Origin of the sequence: Leyella stercorea (genome assembly GCF_021531355.1) — a bacterium.
Taxonomy (GTDB): domain Bacteria; phylum Bacteroidota; class Bacteroidia; order Bacteroidales; family Bacteroidaceae; genus Prevotella.
Genome location: NZ_JADYTS010000013.1, coordinates 19695 through 37021, shown reverse-complemented (window position 1 = coordinate 37021; position 17327 = coordinate 19695). Strand labels below are relative to the sequence as shown.

At 50.3% G+C, this 17327-nt stretch carries 10 protein-coding genes; 6 read left to right on the top strand and 4 right to left on the bottom strand.

What is annotated here, in order from left to right; genetic code table 11:
- Positions 1-14 precede the first annotated feature (14 nt).
- Both I6E38_RS05110 and I6E38_RS05105 read left to right on the top strand, forming a co-directional pair.
- Positions 15-2201, top strand: coding sequence for a family 20 glycosylhydrolase (locus tag I6E38_RS05110; RefSeq protein WP_235392981.1), 2187 nt, complete (start codon positions 15-17; stop codon positions 2199-2201).
- 24 nt (positions 2202-2225) lie between these two features.
- Positions 2226-3272: a M28 family metallopeptidase gene (locus I6E38_RS05105; RefSeq protein ID WP_407936641.1), complete on the top strand. Its 1047-nt coding sequence runs from the start codon at positions 2226-2228 to the stop codon at positions 3270-3272.
- A 171-nt stretch (positions 3273-3443) separates the two neighbouring features.
- Here the strand turns inward: I6E38_RS05105 and I6E38_RS05100 are convergent, their stop codons facing one another.
- The 3 genes from I6E38_RS05100 to purL all read right to left on the bottom strand — a co-directional run bounded on the left by I6E38_RS05100 (position 3444) and on the right by purL (position 8548).
- Positions 3444-4019 carry a chromate transporter gene (locus tag I6E38_RS05100; RefSeq protein WP_235392980.1) on the bottom strand — a complete coding sequence of 192 codons (576 nt, stop codon included), beginning with the start codon at positions 4017-4019 and terminating at the stop codon, positions 3444-3446.
- Complete coding sequence (locus tag I6E38_RS05095; protein WP_235392979.1) at positions 4016-4552, bottom strand: chromate transporter; 537 nt, start codon at positions 4550-4552, stop codon at positions 4016-4018. Before I6E38_RS05095 ends, I6E38_RS05100 begins: the two co-directional genes overlap by 4 nt.
- Positions 4553-4807: 255 nt before the next feature.
- Positions 4808-8548, bottom strand: a complete 3741-nt coding sequence (purL, locus tag I6E38_RS05090) for a phosphoribosylformylglycinamidine synthase (protein ID WP_235392978.1) — start codon at positions 8546-8548, stop codon at positions 4808-4810.
- Between the two features lie 332 nt (positions 8549-8880).
- Here purL and I6E38_RS05085 point away from each other — a divergent pair, with 332 nt between their 5' ends.
- Positions 8881-10401: an OmpP1/FadL family transporter gene (locus I6E38_RS05085; protein ID WP_235392977.1), complete on the top strand. Its 1521-nt coding sequence runs from the start codon at positions 8881-8883 to the stop codon at positions 10399-10401.
- Positions 10402-11038: 637 nt separating this feature from the next.
- Entirely contained in the window at positions 11039-11404 is a 366-nt protein-coding gene (locus I6E38_RS05080) for a helix-turn-helix domain-containing protein (RefSeq protein WP_235392976.1), read from the top strand.
- An 85-nt stretch (positions 11405-11489) separates the two neighbouring features.
- On the opposite strand, the gene I6E38_RS05075 is transcribed toward I6E38_RS05080, so the two are convergent.
- Positions 11490-13541, bottom strand: a complete 2052-nt coding sequence (locus I6E38_RS05075; protein WP_235392975.1) for an HD family phosphohydrolase — start codon at positions 13539-13541, stop codon at positions 11490-11492.
- Between the two features lie 103 nt (positions 13542-13644).
- On the opposite strand from I6E38_RS05075, the gene gltX reads away from it, so the two are divergent.
- Together gltX and I6E38_RS05065 are read left to right on the top strand one after the other, a co-directional pair.
- Entirely contained in the window at positions 13645-15162 is a 1518-nt protein-coding gene (gene gltX / locus I6E38_RS05070) for a glutamate--tRNA ligase (RefSeq protein WP_235392974.1), read from the top strand.
- A 225-nt stretch (positions 15163-15387) separates the two neighbouring features.
- Positions 15388-17196 (top strand): DUF349 domain-containing protein, encoded by a 1809-nt coding sequence (locus I6E38_RS05065; RefSeq protein WP_235392973.1) that lies wholly within the window; start codon positions 15388-15390, stop codon positions 17194-17196.
- The last annotated feature ends 131 nt before the right edge of the window (positions 17197-17327 follow it).

Sequence of the window (17327 nt, the reverse complement as noted above, 5' to 3'; positions counted from 1 at the left end):
CAAATAAACGACAAATGAAAAGACTACTACTATTATCTGCTACGACAATCCTTTCAGCGGTTATGTCGGCACAGACCGTGGAGCGTATGAACAATTTGAAGCCCGAACAGAAGTCGATGGCTGTAAGCCTTAAGCTCACAGGCGAACTGTCTACCGACCGTAAGGGCGACTACAGACAGATGCGTGACCTCTGTTTTCAAGTACGCGACATCGACCTCAGTGACGCTAAGAGCACCGAGATACCAAAGAATGCGTTCCATTCGCGCCACCAACTCCTCACCATCGCTCTGCCAAAGGTGCTGAAGACCATCGGAACACAGGCGTTCTTTGCCTGCGACAAGCTTCAGAACATTACTATCCCGGCATCGGTAGAGAGCATCGGTGCAGCCGCTTTCTCGGGATGTAAGAGTATGACAGAACTTACTATCGACGGCGCTCCTGTAATCGGTGAATACGCATTTGCACGTCTGTCGGGACTGAAGACCGTCAAGGTCAATTCGAAAGTGCCGCCAAAGGCTGCCGTTTCTTCATTCTATGGTGTAGAGCCAGGCAGCGTTAAGCTCATCGTTCCGAAGGGCAGCGAGAAGGCTTATATGAAGGCAGCAGGCTGGAGCCGCTTCTATGCCGAGCCGAAGATGGCAAAGGAAGTGAGCGACCCGACGCTGTGCCTCACCCCAATGCCGCAGACCCTGACCGTTCAGAAGGGTGCTAAGGCGCTGAACGTGCAGACAGCCTGGAATATATTGCTTGACAAGAAGGATGATAATGTATTGAACAATGAGGTGGAGCGTGCTCGCGAGATGCTTACTGGTCGTATCGGCAACATCGTAAACAGCCGTCAGCGTGGCTTGCAGCTTGTTCTCGCCCTCGACTCGTCGCTCGACGACGACGAGGCTTACACTCTTACTGTAGACTCTAAGGGCGTGAACATCAAGGGCAAGACTCCGCGCGGCGTGTTCTGGGGACTGATGACTCTCGACCAGATTCTTCTTGGTTCGGGCAATAAGGAGTGTGTTGATGCCATTCCGCAACTCTCCATCAAGGACACTCCTCGCACTCACGTACGTGAATTGATGGTCGACCCTGCCCGTACATTCATTCCGCTCGACGAGCTGAAGGCTTTCATCCCCGAAATGGCTCGCTACAAGCTCAACGCTCTGCACCTGCACCTCGTAGACGACCAGGCTTGGCGCATTGAGATTAAGAAGTATCCGCAGCTTACCGAACAGGCTTCATCACGTTGGGGTCAGGACGACCTGCTGATGCCTTACAAGGGCTATTACACTCAGGAGCAGATGCGCGACTTGGTGAAGTTTGCCGCTCAGTATCACGTGGAGATAGTACCCGAGATTGAGATGCCGGGCCATGAGGTAGCTGCTATCAGTGTGTTCCCCGAACTTACATGTCATCAGCGTCAGGTGCCTATCCGCACCACATGTGGCGTTTCCAACGAGCTTCTTTGCCCGGGCAACGACTTCACATACGAGTTCTTGGGCAATGTATTCAAGGAGATTGCCGACATTTTCCCGTCTAAGTATATCCATCTCGGTGGCGATGAGGCTGGCAATCCGGCACTCGACTGCTGGACCGACTGCCCCAAGTGTCAGGTTCTGAAGAAGAAGCTCGGCATCACAACTACCGACCGTTCGGAGAACTGGAAGCTTCAGGGATATATGTTTGACCGCGTTATCGAACTCCTGCGCGACACATATCACAAGACACCGATGTTCTGGTATGAGACCGACTTCAAGAAGATTCAGCCGGGATGCGTAACATTCGCTTGGCGCAACGGACTCACCGACAAGGCTCTGCAGGCTGCCGTCGAGAACAACGCACGCATCATGCTCTGCCCGGGCGAGCACTGCTACTTCGACTATCCTATGGCTAAGGGCGACATGCCTGAGGTGAACTGGGGAATGCCCGTAACTTCGCTCAAGGCTACCTACGCTCTCGATCCGGCTTGGGGACACGACAAGCAGTTTGAGCAGAACAATCTTTTCGGCGTAGCCGGAACACTTTGGAGCGAGTGCATCACATCGCCCGAGCGCATATACTATCAGGCTTATCCTCGCTCTATAGCCTTGGCTGAGGCAGGATGGAGCCAGCAGCAGAACCGTTCGTGGGAGTCGTTCATCAAGCGTATGAGCCCGTTGGCTAAGGATATGATGCGACGTGGTGTGACTTTCTCTATGGAATACTAATCAAACAAAACGCTAATAATCAGGATGAACATCAGAACTGTTATCATGTCATCGGCTGTCGTTATGGCAGCCATGACTACTAATGCCTTTGCTGCAAAGAAGAATGCGGCAAAAGCGAACAAGAATCTCACGGCTCAGATTGAAGCCGGTATGCGCTCTATCACCGAGGATGCTGCACGTGCTCACGTGTATTTCCTCGCCGACGACCTGCTTGAGGGTCGACGTGCAGGCGAACGTGGTTCGCGTATAGCCAAGCAGTACATTATCTCGCAGATACGTCAGGCAGGACTGAAGCCTCTGTTGGGCGATTCGTACGAGCAGCCGTTTGAGGCTTGCGCTGTGCAGAAGCTCAAGCGCGGCGTGCGTTTCTATGTCAATGCCGACTCTATAGCCAAGATTAAGAAAGGTGTATATCAGTCGATGGCGCTTAGCAATGTGCTCGCTGTGTTGCCCGGCAAGAAGACTGACGAATATGTTGTGGTGGGCGCACATCTCGACCATGAGGGCGTGTACAACGACGTCGCTGGCGACAAGATATACAATGGAGCCGATGACAATGCTTCGGGCGTGGCTGCCGTGTTGCAGATTATGAAAGCCTTTGTAGCGAGTGGAGCACAGCCCGAACGTACTGTTGTGTTTGCTTTCTGGGACGGCGAGGAGTTTGGATTGCTCGGTTCGCAATACTTCACCGACCATTTCAGTGAAATGTCGAAGGTGAAGGGCTATCTCAACTTCGACATGGTGGGCAGCGGTACAAGCAGCAAGTATCTGATGTACTTCTTCACTGCGGCTCATCCCAAACTGGGCGAGTGGCTCAAGAACGACGTCAATAAATATCAGTTCAGCACTTTCGAACCCGACTATCGTGCTTGGGAGAATCCCGTTGGCGGCAGCGACCAGCAGTCGTTCCATCTTAAGGGAGTGCCAATCGTGTGGTATCACACAGGCGGACAGCCTCATTACAACCAGCCATCGGACGAAGCGTCGACCATAAACTATCCGAAGCTTACGGACATAACACGCGCTTCTTATCTTACGACTTGGCATTTGGCCAATGAAGCGGAATATTAGTTGAAAGTTGAGAATTGAGAGAAATATAGTCGAGAATTGAGAGTTGAAAGTTGAGAGAAATATAGTTGAGAATTGAGAGTTGAAAGTTGAGAGTTATGATATGTATAGTTGATTATATTTCAAAACTATAATTATCAATGGTAATCATAACTTTCAACTCTCAATTCTCAATTAGTAAAGCAGCATCAGTCCGGCAAACGCCGCCCAGCATATCATTCGTATAGGGTTGATTTTTAGCGCCATTGTACCAATGAGTGTAGCTGTGAAAATATAAAGGCTGATGCCGAAATACCAGGGGTTTATTGACGGTGCCGAGAAATTTTCGCTGTTCATTAACAGCAACGCGGCGGCGGCAATAAGCCCCACTACAGCCGGGCGCAGACCCGACATCACGTTTTGCACCACCATTGAGTTCATGTATTTCATGAACAGACGACAAATCAGAATCATCAGTATGAACGACGGCAATACCAGTGCCAGTGTGGCAGTGGCGCTTCCCAGCACAGCCATTGTTTCGCCCATGGCGGCATTATGTACAGCTGTGTAGCCGCAATAGGTAGCGGCGTTGATGCCGATGGGGCCTGGGGTCATCTGGCTTATTGCCACAATGTTGGCAAATTCAGCCGATGTCATCCACGCGTTGTGTGTCACCGTCTCGCTCTGAATGAGCGACAGCATTCCGTAGCCACCTCCAAATCCGAACAGACCGATTTTGAAGAAGGTGTAAAAGAGTTTCAGAAATATCATTCGGTTGGTTTTATTAATAGTCCATACAAATATCCGCACATTCCTGCTGCGGTAAGAACGAAGATAGGATTCACTTCAAGCAACCATATAAGCAATGCGCAGGCTATAGGAATCCAGCAGTTTATCCATGAGATGCGGGCAGCACGACCCATGCTGAACACCGGTGCGCATATCAATGCCACTACAGCCGGGCGTATGCCGTTGAATACGGAGCGTACCACTTCGTTGTCCTGGAACTGATGGAAGAACATGGCTATGAGCAATATTATCACGAACGACGGCAGTGCTACGCCGAGTGTGGCGCAGATGGCACCTCCCATCTTGCGCAGCTTGTATCCTATATACACGCTCATGTTCACCGCCAAAGCTCCTGGACACGTCTGTGCCACGGCTATAAGGTCGAGAAAATCCTTGCGATCCATCCATTTATGACGGTCTACTATCTCCGATTCTATCTGTGGAATCATAGCATAACCGCCACCAAGAGTGAAAAATCCTATTTTAAGAAAGATACGGAATAAATTAATGTACATAAAACCATACCATAAACAATAAGCCCCACTCCCAACGAGGAAGTGTCAAAATGGGAGTTATAGGAATTTAAGAAGAAGTTAATCCATCTACGATGAATGGAAGTTAACAGACAAATGCTTTGTTTTCAGCAATCTATACATATGTCCGCTAACTTCTGTTAACTACGGGCAAAGCCCAAACTTCCGCTAACTTCTATTTTGACACACCTCCTCTCCCTACTGGGGAGAGGTTGGGAGTGGGGCTTTTTTTATCTATTACTTATTGTTTTCAATCCACTTGCGTGCATTGACGAATGCCTCAATCCAAGGTGTAACGTCGTCATGACGACGCTCGGCAGGATACCAAGCGTTCTGCCATGGGAAGATGGCGCGCTCCAAGTGGGGCATCATAGCCAAGTGACGGCCGTCGGCTGAACAGATACCGGCTACGTTGTAGTCTGATCCGTTCGGGTTGCCCGGATACTCAGCGTAGTTGTAGCGAGCCACAACGTTGTACTTGTCCTCAGCCTCAGGCAATGAGAACTTGCCCTCGCCGTGAGCCACCCAGATGCCGAGCTTGTCGCCGCTGAGCGATGAGAACATCACGCTGTTGTTCTGCGGAATCTCCAAGCCGAGGAATGTGCTCTCAAACTTGTGTGAGTTGTTGTGCAGCATGCGTGTGCGGTGCTCGTGCTCCGGATTGATAAGGTTGAGCTCAACCATAAGCTGGCAGCCGTTGCAGATACCCAATGACAGAGTGTCCTTGCGTGCATAGAACTTGTCAAGAGCCTCCTTAGCCTTCGGATTGAAGAGGAATGCACCAGCCCAACCCTTAGCCGAACCAAGAACGTCAGAGTTAGAGAAGCCACCACAGAATACGATCATGTTGACATCCTCGAGAGTTTCGCGGCCGGTGATGAGGTCGGTCATCATTACGTCCTTCACGTCGAAGCCTGCAAGATAGAGTGAGTATGCCATCTCGCGCTCGCCGTTGGTACCCTTCTCACGGATGATGGCAGCCTTGATACCCGACGCTGTGCGACGGTCGGCAGAGATGCCGTAGCTTTCGAGCGAGCCCTTGAACGAGTCGTGGAACTTCATCTCAACAGGCTGCTTCTTGTAGTTGTCGCGGCGCTTTGCAGCACAACCGTTGAAGCTCTGGTCGCGGTCGAGCAGGTAAGAAGTCTTGTACCATGTGTCGCGCAGAGCGTCGATGTCGAAGGTGTGAGTATACTCGTCCTTCTTGATAACGATGGTGCGCTCCGACGGAGTGGGGTAGCCGATCTTTGCGTAGCCGATACCGTTCTCCTCCATGTAGTCCTTGAACTCCTCCTTGTACTTGTCTGAAACCTGGATTACAACGCCCGGGTTCTCGGCAAGGAGCATCTTGATGATGTCGTTGCCAGCGAGGCTGTGCAGGTTGATGTGCATACCGCCCTCAGTGTTGGCGAAGCACATCTCGAGCAATGTTGTGATAAGACCGCCGGCAGAGATGTCGTGACCTGCCATAATCCAACCCTTCTCGATCATGTCCTGAACTGCGTTGAAGCAGTCGGCAAAGTATTCCGGATTCTTTACGGTCGGAACGTCGTCGCCTACGAAGCCGAGGCTCTGAGCGAAGGCACTACCGCCAAGACGCTGCTCGTCGAACGAGAAGTCGATATGATAGAGTGAAGAGTTCTTGTCGTTAACCAATACAGGCGAAACAACCTTGCGGATGTCAGAAACCTCGCCACCGGCGCTCACGATAACGGTACCCGGAGAGATGATCTTCTCGCCGTTAGGATACTGCTGGCTCATTGACAGCGAGTCCTTACCAGTCGGAACGTTAACCTTCAGAGCCAGACAGAACTCGCTCAGTGCCTGAACGGCGCTGTACAGACGAGCGTCCTCGCCCTTCTGCGAGCGGCATGGCCACATCCAGTTGGCTGAAAGCGAAAGGCTGTTCATGCCGTCGGCGAGAGGAGCCCAAACGATATTGGTCAGAGCTTCGGCTACAGAGAGAACCGAACCAGCCTCAGGTGAAGCCAGACCAGCCTGCGGTGCATGACCGAGAGCGGTAGCGATACCCTTCTTGCCACGGTAGTCGAGAGCTACAACGCCACAGTCTGAGAGAGGCAGCTGAATCTGACCCTGACACTGCTGACGTGCAATCTTACCCGTTACCGAACGGTCTACCTTGTTGGTCAACCAATCCTTACATGCCACAGCCTCAAGCTGCAGTACGCGGCTTACGTATTTGTCGAGAACGTCGTCCTTGCCGTTCTCCGAAGTCTCCTCGTGAGTATACTCGGCATCCTTGTAGTGACGCTCTACAGTTTCGTCGCGCATGATGGTCTTAGGTGAGTGACCGAACATCTGGGCAACGTCCAGGTCGAACGGCTTCACGCCGTCGCCCTGCTTGAATGAGAAGTGTGCGTCGCCAGTGGTTTCGCCTACTACATACAGCGGAGCACGCTCGCGCTCAGCAATACGGCGTACGTGGTCGATGTGCTTCTCGTCGATGAGCAAGCCCATACGCTCCTGGCTCTCGTTGGCGATTATTTCCTTAGCCGAGAGAGTCTTGTCGCCGATAGGCAGTTTGGTCATGTCTATCTCGCCACCACACTCCTCTACGAGCTCCGAGAGACAGTTGAGGTGACCAGCCGAACCGTGGTCGTGGATACTTACTACAGGGTTTACGTCCTCCTCGCACAATGCGCGAACGAGGTTGTAGGCACGCTTCTGCATCTCAGGGTTGGCACGCTGAACGGCGTTCAGCTCAATACCGTTGCTGTAACGGCCGGTATCAACCGACGATACAGAACCGCCACCGAGACCGATGCGGTAGTTGTCGCCACCAACAACGACAACCTTGTTGCCCTTCTGCGGCTCCTTCTTCAGGCAGTCGCGCTTTGTGCCGTAGCCTACACCGCCGGCAAGCATGATAACCTTGTCGTAAGCATACTTCTCATTGCCCTCCTGATGCTCGAAAGTGAGCAACGAACCGGTGATGAGAGGTTGTCCGAACTTGTTGCCGAAGTCGCTTGCTCCGTTCGAAGCCTTGATAAGAATCTGCTCAGGAGTCTGATAAAGCCACTTGCGAACGGGCATGATGTCCTCCCAGTCGCGTGTCAGGTTGTCGTCGTCCTTGAGTCGCGGATAAGATGTCATGTACACAGCTGTACCGGCAATAGGCCATGAACCTACGCCACCGCCCATACGGTCGCGTATCTCACCGCCCGTACCTGTAGCTGCACCGTTAAACGGCTCTACGGTAGTAGGGAAGTTGTGAGTCTCAGCCTTGAGCGAGATAACGCTCTCGATGTCCTTCACCTGGAAGTAGTCGCTTGTCGACTGGTCCTTCGGAGCGAACTGCTCTACAACCGGACCCTGTGCGAAAGCCACATTATCCTTATAAGCAGAGAGAATCTTGTTGGGGTTCTCCTTAGTGGTCTGCTTGATCATTGCAAACAGCGACGACTCCATTTCCTTGCCGTCGATGATGAATGTTCCGCCGAAAATCTTGTGGCGGCAATGCTCAGAGTTGATCTGTGCGAAACCGAATATTTCCGAGTCGGTAAGCGGACGGCCCAATTCCTTCTCTATCTTATGGAGATATTCAATCTCCTCAGCCGACAGAGCCAGACCCTCCTGCTCGTTGTATTCCTCGATGTTATCCACGCGCTTGATAGGCTCAGGCTGGTGGTTGACAGTGAAGATGTCCTGGTTCAGGCCCTCATACATGCGCTGAAGCATAGGGTCGTGGTCGGCATCTTTCGAGTCGACGGGGAAATACTCCTCTATACGCGAAATGCCGTGGAGGCTCATATTCTGAGTTATCTCTACGGCATTCGTACTCCATGGAGTAATCATTTCGCGGCGTGGGCCCACGAAGAAGCCCTCGACAGTCTCACCCTCTATGAGTGTAGCACCGCCGTAAAGCCAACACAGTTCATTGATCTCATCTTGTGAGAGCTGGTGATCCACTTCTGTAGCGATCACGCTCTTGCTTGGAGTCATGAAAAATAAAATCATACTGCTTGTATATGTGTTTTGATTTGAATTCTATCGTTTGCAAAGTTACTACTTTTTAATCGAAAGCCTACCGATTTATTATTATTTATTTTTTTTCTTTGCATTATTATCATTGTTTGTTTAGGGGAATAATGATATTTACGTCGCAACGGGAGTCCGCCGTTCCTATTATGGACAATAAATTAAGCCCTAAACCTTGCACAAAACCTTTTGTTTGTGCAAGGTTTTATGCTTTTTCTGTTAATAGACATTAAATAACTGTTCTTTTGTACGGAAGAATAGAACAATCTGATTACCTTTGCAACCAATATTTTAAAGGTAATTAAATTAAGATGAACAAAATCAAGACAGTTTGCTTGACAGCAGCGATTGCCTCAAGCAGCTTTTCGTTTGCAGGAGGACTACTTACAAACACCAATCAGAACATAGCTTTCAACCGTATGATGAGCCGTGAGGCGTCAATCGGCATTGATGGCGTTTATTTCAACCCAGCTGGCGTTGCGTTTTTGGGTCAGGGTCATCACCTCTCGCTCAACTGGCAGTTGGCTTATCAGGACCGTTCTATCAAGAACGACTACAAGTTGTTCACCAACAACGTGAACAATCCTATCACTCCACGTACATTCAAGGGTAAGGCTTTCGCCCCCGTCATTCCCTCACTCCAATATGCTTACAACAAAGGACGCTGGTCGTTCCAGGCTAACCTGGCGCTTGCCGGTGGCGGTGGAAAGTGTACTTTCGACAACGGACTCGGTTCGTTCGAGAAGATTGTGAGCGAGACTGCAATGGGAGCATGCAAGTTGGCACAGGTTGTTGACGGCGTTGCAGCCCAGTATGGCGTTCCTGCCGTATTCTCAAGCAAGTTCGGTAAAGACGGCAAGTACACCTATGACAGCTATATGCACGGCCGTCAGTACTACTACGGCATCTCGATAGGTGCTGCTTATAAGGTGAATGAAAACTTCGCAGTATATGGCGGTGTGCGTACCGTATATGCATTGTGCAACTACTACGGATATGTACGCGACATCAAGGTAGGCAACATGCCCCTCTATCAGGTGCTCGACCCCACCAAGACCAATGCTGCTGACATCGAGCTCAGCTGCGACCAGACCGGTCTCGGATTCACTCCTATGATTGGCGTAGACTTTAAGACTGATCGCTGGAACTTCTCGGCCAAGTATGAGTTCAAGACTCGTATGCGTCTTAAGAACAAGTCGGTAAACCAGACTCCTTCAATCGGTAACCTCGATGGCAACTTGCGCAACGCATACCTCGCTGGTGGCGTGCCTGAGGCAGCTGCCGATGCTATCCTTAGCAATCAAAATGTGCAGGGAGCAACTACTATGCTTAAGAAGCAGTTCAACGCCGAGCTTGGCGAAGCAATTGGCGAATACGAGGACGGCAAGAAGATTGAGGGCGACATTCCTGCTCTTCTCACTGTAGGTGTAGGCTACAAGCCAATCGACGACTTGCGCATCAACGTAGGTTTCCACTGGTTTGACGACAAGCACGCCACTTCTTACAACAACCGTCAGGAGAAGCTCGACCGTGGTACATTCGAGTACAGCGCAGGTGTAGAGTACGATATCAACAAGAAGTTCACCGTAAGCACAGGCTGGCAGCGCACAAGCTACGGCATGACCGACGACTACATGGACGACAAGTCGTTCGTGGTTAGCTCTAACTCGGTAGGTGTAGGTGGCGTAGTCCACCTCTCAAAGAAGATGGATCTGCAAGTAGCCTACTTCCACACATTCTACGACACAATGAAGACACAGAAGAACAACTACTCTGCCGACTTCACTCGTAACAACAATGTGTTTGGTGTAGGACTGGACATCAACTTCTAAGTCTCATCATATAATTTGCTTAAAATAGGCCATATAACTTAAAGTTTCGGCAAGTGGTTATCGGCAATCGCATTGATATTAATTTATCGTGTGATTGCCGTTTTTTTATGTCCTCTCAACACAATATTTGCATTTTTAAGTCCTCAAAACTATGAGTTGAGCGCACAAGGAAATCTTTAGCTCGAAATTCTCGAGTTTTGAGCAATTTGAGATATGTTGTTGAAAATCACTGTGTTGCTACGTTAGTGTTGAAAATCGGCAATGCTATCAACGTAAAAAACACTCCCTTTTATTGCAAAACGACCACTTTTGCCTTTCATTTTAGCCTTGTTTGCATTGCAACTGTAGTCCTTTTACACTTCAACTGTAGTCCTTTTGCAATGCAAAGAAGCCTTGAATGGATTTTGGTGTGGCATTTTACGTCGAAAAACCGATAAAAACCGCCTCAGAAATCTCTAGAATCAATTTTCGTTTTGTAACACTTTTTTACTGCTTGTACAATATTTGCATGCCGTTAGCAAGCTGTGGCTATTATATATTTCTGAATTGTTAAAAACGGGTTGTAAAACACATTTAAGTGCATAATGTTTCTTGTTTATGAAACATTATGTCTATCTTTGTACCAAATTGAAAATGTATGGCACTAAATATCTTCCGACTTGTCTTGACTGACGAGGCACAGATGAATCTTACCCCTTTGGACGATGTGCTTGACAAGCACTTTGGAAAAGTAGGAACTTCGAAACGTGATGCTTTTGAAAGTGATGTTGATGAAGCATTGCATGCTTATCGTTTGGGAGAAGCCATCAAGAAGGCTCGTATAGAACAGAACTTGACCCAAGAACAACTTGGTGAACGTATAGGTGTGAAAAGAGCACAGATTTCTCGATTAGAAAGAGGTTATAGCATAACAATACCTACTATGCGAAGAGTATTCAAGGCTCTTGGTGTCGTAACTGCAACCATTGATTTGGGTGTTGCAGGAAAAGTGGCATTGTGGTGAAAATGCACATATTGGACATAAAACAACAAGAACAACATTAATTGACTTTCAAGATAAAGTCCTTAATGTTGTTCTTGTTTTTTTATTACTTCTTAGCCTCTGGATACGATATACGTGTGTGGTATATTGCTTTGAGGCGTTCGATGAGTACGACTTTGGCGAGTGCTATGTCGCGGAAGGTGATGGGGCAGTCCTTGAAGTAGCCGTCGGCAACGTCGCCGTCGATGATTTTGTTTACCAGAGTGGCAATGTTCTCCTCGGTGTATTCGGCTATTGAGCGCGAAGCAGCCTCCACGCCGTCGGCAATCATGAGGATGGCCTGCTCGCGTGTGAACGGGTTGGGACCTGGATATTCAAACGGTTTCGGGTCAATCTCTTCGTCGGGATGCTCGTTCTTATATTTAATGTAGAAGAACTTGGTCATTCCCGTGCCATGGTGGGTCACGATGAAGTCGCGTATGATGGTGGGCAGATTCTCACGCTCAGCCATTTTCACGCCCTCGGTGACATGATTGATGATGATGCGTGCGCTCTCCTTGTAGTCGAGGTGGTCGTGCGGGTTGACACCAGCCTGATTCTCGGTGAAGAATACGGGGTCAGCCATTTTGCCGATGTCGTGATACAGAGCACCGGTACGCACGAGCAGCGAGTTGGCACCAATCTTATTGGCTATTTCGGCTGCCAGGTTGCCCACCGTGATAGAGTGCTGGAAGGTGCCGGGCGCTATCTCCGAGAGGTCGCGCAGCAGTCCGCGGTTGGTGTTTGACAGCTCAAACAGCGTCACGCTCGACACGAATCCGAACATCTTCTCGACGATGTACATCAGCGGATAGGCGAGCAACAGCAGCACACCGTTCACCACGAAGTGGTAGTACATGTCGTGGTCCATGATGGTGAAGTCGTTGTCTTGTATCATCTGCAGCGCCAGATACACCAGTGCGCTGCCCATAGCCACGAGTATTCCCGTCTTGAACACCTGGGCGCGGCGTGTCAGTTCGCGCAGCGAGTAGATGGCTATCAAGCCCGCTACAATCTGAATGATGATGAATTCGTACTGGTATCTCACGGCGATGGTGCATATAAGCAGCATCGTGACGTGCGAGATGAATGCCGTGCGCGAGTCCATAAACACACGCACAAACATCGGAACCATGGCGAAGGGCACTATGTAGACGCTCATGAAGTTGTGGCGCATCATTATAGCCACTATCACCGGGAAGAACGTAATGAGCGAGTAGAGCATGGCGATGGAGCGCGGCTTGTTGAAGTAGTCGCGACGGAACAGTGCGAGGTATATGGTGAAGAGCGTCACCATAAAGGTCACAAGTATAATCTGTCCGATGATGGTGCTCGTTATCTCGTTCTGCGTAGCCGACCGGCGTTTTATCTCACGCTCGAACGAGTTGAGCACGCGGTAGGTGTATTCGTCGACAATGTCGCCACGGTCAATCACCTTCTGTCCGCTCATTACCATGCCGCTGGCAGGCGGTATGGACGACAGGAGGTCGTTGCGTTCGGTCAGCGAGCGTTCCTTGTCATATATAAGGTTAGGCTCGATGTAGTTGTTCAGATTGCAGCGTTGCAGCAGGGGGCGTTGCTGGGCAACCACGTCGTCGAGGAATATCTGCTCGTAAGCCGACAGCGTAGAGTAGATTTCGTCGAGCGGCATGGTCTGTGCGTTGTTGCCTATGACGACGCGCACCAGCGAAGTGGAGTCGCGGTATATCTCGTTGTATTCGGGCGTGTCCATGATGCCCGTCTGATATAGTCGGTGCAGCTGTTTGGCTATGATGTCGATGTACTGATGTGGCAGTCCGGGAATGCCGTCGTGGAAGTCGGAGAGGAACTTGTTCACCTGCTTCTTCTCCACCGTCTTGTCGTAGTTGTAGTAGGGCTGGTAGGTCTGCAGCAGCGAGTCTTCTTGGGCCTTGATGGTCTCGTCGGTCTTGTAGATAGGGAAGTCGAACTTGGCTATGAACGAGCCGTACATCCACGGCTTGCCTACGTCGTATCTGAATCGCTGGCTCTCATTGCGGGGCAGCGACCACACGATTACAGCCACAGTCACCAATACCAGCGCCATACGTGTGAACATATTGCGCCAGAAATGTTTTCTGCTCTTCTCAATTCTATACATATATAGTCTTATTATGGGTTTGGACTGCAATATTACAAAAAAAATGTCTAAATTGAGAAAAACTTACTACCTTTGTACACAAAAATAAATAACATACTATAATATGTCAGATAGAAAAGTAAGGGTGCGCTTCGCGCCAAGTCCAACAGGACCTTTGCACATCGGTGGTGTGCGTACAGCATTGTATAACTATCTATTCGCCCGTCAGCACGGCGGCGACCTGGTGTTCCGTATCGAGGATACCGACTCGCACCGCTTTGTGCCGGGAGCCGAAGACTATATTATCGAGTCGTTCCGTTGGCTCGGTATCAAGTTTGACGAGGGAGTGTCGTTCGGTGGCAACCACGGCCCGTATCGTCAGAGCGAGCGTCGCGCCATATATAAGAAATATGTCGACCAGCTTCTTGCCGACGGCAAGGCTTACATCGCTTTCGATACGCCCGAGCAGCTTGAGGCAAAGCGTGCTGAGATTCAGAACTTCCAGTACGACGCCAAGACACGTATGCAGATGACCAACTCGCTCACTCTCTCGAAGGAAGAAGTGGAGCGTCGCATCAACGATGGCGAGCAGTATGTGGTTCGCTTCATGGTTGAGCCGGGCATCGAGGTGCATGTCGACGACATGATTCGTGGTGACGTGAAGATAAAGAGCGACATTCTCGACGACAAGGTGCTCTACAAGAGTGCCGACGAGCTGCCTACCTATCACTTGGCAAACATCGTCGACGACCACCTTATGGAGATTACTCACGTGATACGTGGCGAGGAGTGGTTGCCCAGCGCACCGCTTCACGTTCTGCTTTATCGTGCTTTCGGATGGGAAGACACTATGCCTACATTCGCCCACCTGCCGCTTCTGCTCAAGCCGGAGGGCAAGGGCAAGCTCTCGAAGCGCGACGGCGACCGTCTCGGTTTCCCCGTATTCCCGCTTGAGTGGCACGACCCCAAGACCGGCGACATCTCTTCGGGCTATCGCGAAAGCGGCTACTTCCCCGAGGCTGTTGTCAACTTCCTCGCCCTGCTGGGCTGGAATCCCGGTACAGAGCAGGAGATGTTCTCGCTCGACGAGCTTGTTGAGCAGTTCGACATCCACAAGTGCTCTAAGTCGGGTGCCAAGTTCGACTATCAGAAGGGCATCTGGTTCAACCACGAGTATATACTGCGCAAGTCGAACGAGGAGATTGCCGACCTCTTCGCACCTATCGTAGCCAACAACGGCGTTGACGAGTCGATGGAGCGCATCACACAGGTAGTGGCTATGATGAAGGATCGTGTGAGCTTCGTCAAGGAGCTTTGGCCTCTGTGCTCGTTCTTCTTCATCGCTCCTACAGAGTACGATCAGAAGACCGTGAAGAAGCGCTGGAAGGAAGACTCAGCCAAGGTGATGGGCGAGTTGGCAGAAGTGCTCCAGGGCATCGACGACTTCTCTATCGAGGGTCAGGAACCCGTCGTGATGAAGTGGGTTGAGGACAAGGGCTACAAGCTGGGCGACGTGATGAACGCCTTCCGCCTTGCTCTTGTAGGTATAGGCAAGGGTCCGGGCATGTTCGACATCTCGGCTTTCCTCGGCAAGGAAGAGACAATCAAGCGTTTGCAGCGTGCAATCGAGGTACTGAAGTAAGCCTTTAGGCTACTAAAGTAAGACATACAGGGGGTTATGACACCGCGTCATAGCCTCCTTTTTTGCTTTAAATACAAAAAAATCATACTTTTTTGTCGCTTTTCGGTTTTTTTTATTTAAGTTTGCACTCTATATAAATATATATGTATATGAAAATCATGCCTTGGCAAAGCCTTGGCATGGTGAGAATTTGAATTACCCTTATCATAAACTTAAAACAGTGAAATGATGGACTCTCAAGAGAAAGCCTTGAATCAAGGTACACAAGAAGTGGCGAATGTGGAGAACGTAGCTGAAGTTCAGAACGTAGACACTCCCGCCGAACAGCCGGTGGCTAACACCAAGGTATACAAGACAAAGCAGGAGGTTGTAGAACGCCTGAAGCAGATTGCACAGAGCGACGACAATCCTGACAAAGATGAGATCGACCTACTTAAGACTGTATTCTACAAGTTGCACATCGCCGAGCGCGAAGCACGTTTGAAGGAATACATCGAGGGCGGTGGCGATCCCACAACATACCAGATTGTGCCCGACGAAGACGAAGAAACATTCAAGGAGCAAATGGCTGTAGTGCGCGAAAAACGTGCAAAGGTGTTCCTGGAGCAGGAAGCTGAGAAGCAGGCTAACCTTGTGAAGAAACTCGCCATTATCGAACGTATCAAGGCTATGGCTACATCGCCCGATGAAGCCAACAAGTCGTACAACGAGTTTAAGGAACTGCAGCAGGAGTGGAAGGACATCAAGGCTGTGCCGGCAGATAAAGCCAGCGAGCTGTGGCGCAACTATCAGCTTTACGTTGAGCAGTATTACGACCTGCTGAAGCTCAACTCTGAGGCTCGCGAGTACGATTTCAAGAAGAATCTTGAGATAAAGACCAAGCTGTGTGAGGCTGCAGAGAAGCTTGCCGACGAGGAGGACGTAATCAGCGCGTTCCACCAGTTGCAGGAACTCCATCAGCAATATCGTGAGACAGGTCCCGTTGCCAAGGAGTTGCGCGAGCAGATATGGACCCGCTTCAAGGCTGCATCTACCGTCATCAACAAGCGTCATCAGCAGCACTTCGAGGACCTTCGCGCTGGCGAGGAGGAGAATCTTGCACGCAAGACAGCCCTCTGCGAGAAGGTAGAGGAGATTGGCAAGCTCGAAAACAAGGGCGCTGCCGACTGGGAGAAGCACTCTAAGGAGATAATCGAAATACAGAACGAGTGGAAGACCATAGGTTTTGCACCGCAGAAGATGAACGTCAAGATATTCGAGCGTTTCCGCGCTGCCTGCGACGACTTCTTCGGACGCAAGACTGAGTTCTTCAAGCAGCTCAAGGCTGCCTATGCCGACAACATAGAGCGCAAGAAGGCTCTCGTTGAGAAGGCTAAGGCTCTGGCTGAGAGCACTGACTGGAAGTCGACAAGCGACAAGCTCATCGCCCTCCAGAAGGAGTGGAAGACCGTAGGCCAGGTGCCCAAGAAGCTCGGCGACCAGCTCTGGAACGAGTTCCTCGGTGCTTGCAACAAGTTCTTCGAGGCACGCAAGGCTGCCAATGCAGGCACACGTGGCGAAGAACGTGCCAATCTCGACAAGAAGCGTGAGCTCATAGCTCAGCTCAAGGGTCTTGGTGCTGATGCCACAAAGGATCAGGTTCAGGCTCTCGTCGACGAATATAATAAGGTAGGCCACGTGCCCTTCAAGGAGAAGGACACTCTTTATGCCGAGTATCATGAGGTGCTCGACGTAATCTATCGTCAGCTGAATATCTCTACAAAGCGCCGCCGTCTTGACGACTTCAAGTCGAACATCAAGAACATGGCTAAGCGTGGCGAGGAGGCTTTGGGCTCAGAGCGCTCACGCCTGATGCGTCGTTTCGACCAGCTCAAGCAGGAGATTCAGACCTACGAGAACAACCTCGGTTTCCTCAATGCAAGCTCTAAGAAGGGCAACAGCCTTATCGACGAGATGAATCGCAAGGTGCAGAAGCTCCGCGACGACCTCGAACTGGTTCGCCAGAAGATTAAGGCTATCGATGCTGAGAAGTAAGAAATGGTATTAATATATACAATTAAACAATGATAAGTTGCACAGCGCTGCAACGACAACTCGCACTGCCAGTGATTGGTAGTGCGAGTTTTTAAAATATACGCCCCTGTATTATTTTATTCATTTTTATT

Excerpts from the sequence above, each read along its gene's own strand:
- I6E38_RS05110 (WP_235392981.1), top strand. The coding sequence starts at position 15 with ATGAAAAGACTACTACTATTATCTGCTACGACAATCCTTTCAGCGGTT.
- I6E38_RS05105 (WP_407936641.1), top strand. The coding sequence starts at position 2,226 with ATGAACATCAGAACTGTTATCATGTCATCGGCTGTCGTTATGGCAGCC.
- I6E38_RS05100 (WP_235392980.1), bottom strand. The coding sequence starts at position 4,019 with ATGATATTTCTGAAACTCTTTTACACCTTCTTCAAAATCGGTCTGTTC.
- I6E38_RS05095 (WP_235392979.1), bottom strand. The coding sequence starts at position 4,552 with ATGTACATTAATTTATTCCGTATCTTTCTTAAAATAGGATTTTTCACT.
- purL (WP_235392978.1), bottom strand. The coding sequence starts at position 8,548 with ATGATTTTATTTTTCATGACTCCAAGCAAGAGCGTGATCGCTACAGAA.
- I6E38_RS05085 (WP_235392977.1), top strand. The coding sequence starts at position 8,881 with ATGAACAAAATCAAGACAGTTTGCTTGACAGCAGCGATTGCCTCAAGC.
- I6E38_RS05080 (WP_235392976.1), top strand. The coding sequence starts at position 11,039 with ATGGCACTAAATATCTTCCGACTTGTCTTGACTGACGAGGCACAGATG.
- I6E38_RS05075 (WP_235392975.1), bottom strand. The coding sequence starts at position 13,541 with ATGTATAGAATTGAGAAGAGCAGAAAACATTTCTGGCGCAATATGTTC.
- gltX (WP_235392974.1), top strand. The coding sequence starts at position 13,645 with ATGTCAGATAGAAAAGTAAGGGTGCGCTTCGCGCCAAGTCCAACAGGA.
- I6E38_RS05065 (WP_235392973.1), top strand. The coding sequence starts at position 15,388 with ATGATGGACTCTCAAGAGAAAGCCTTGAATCAAGGTACACAAGAAGTG.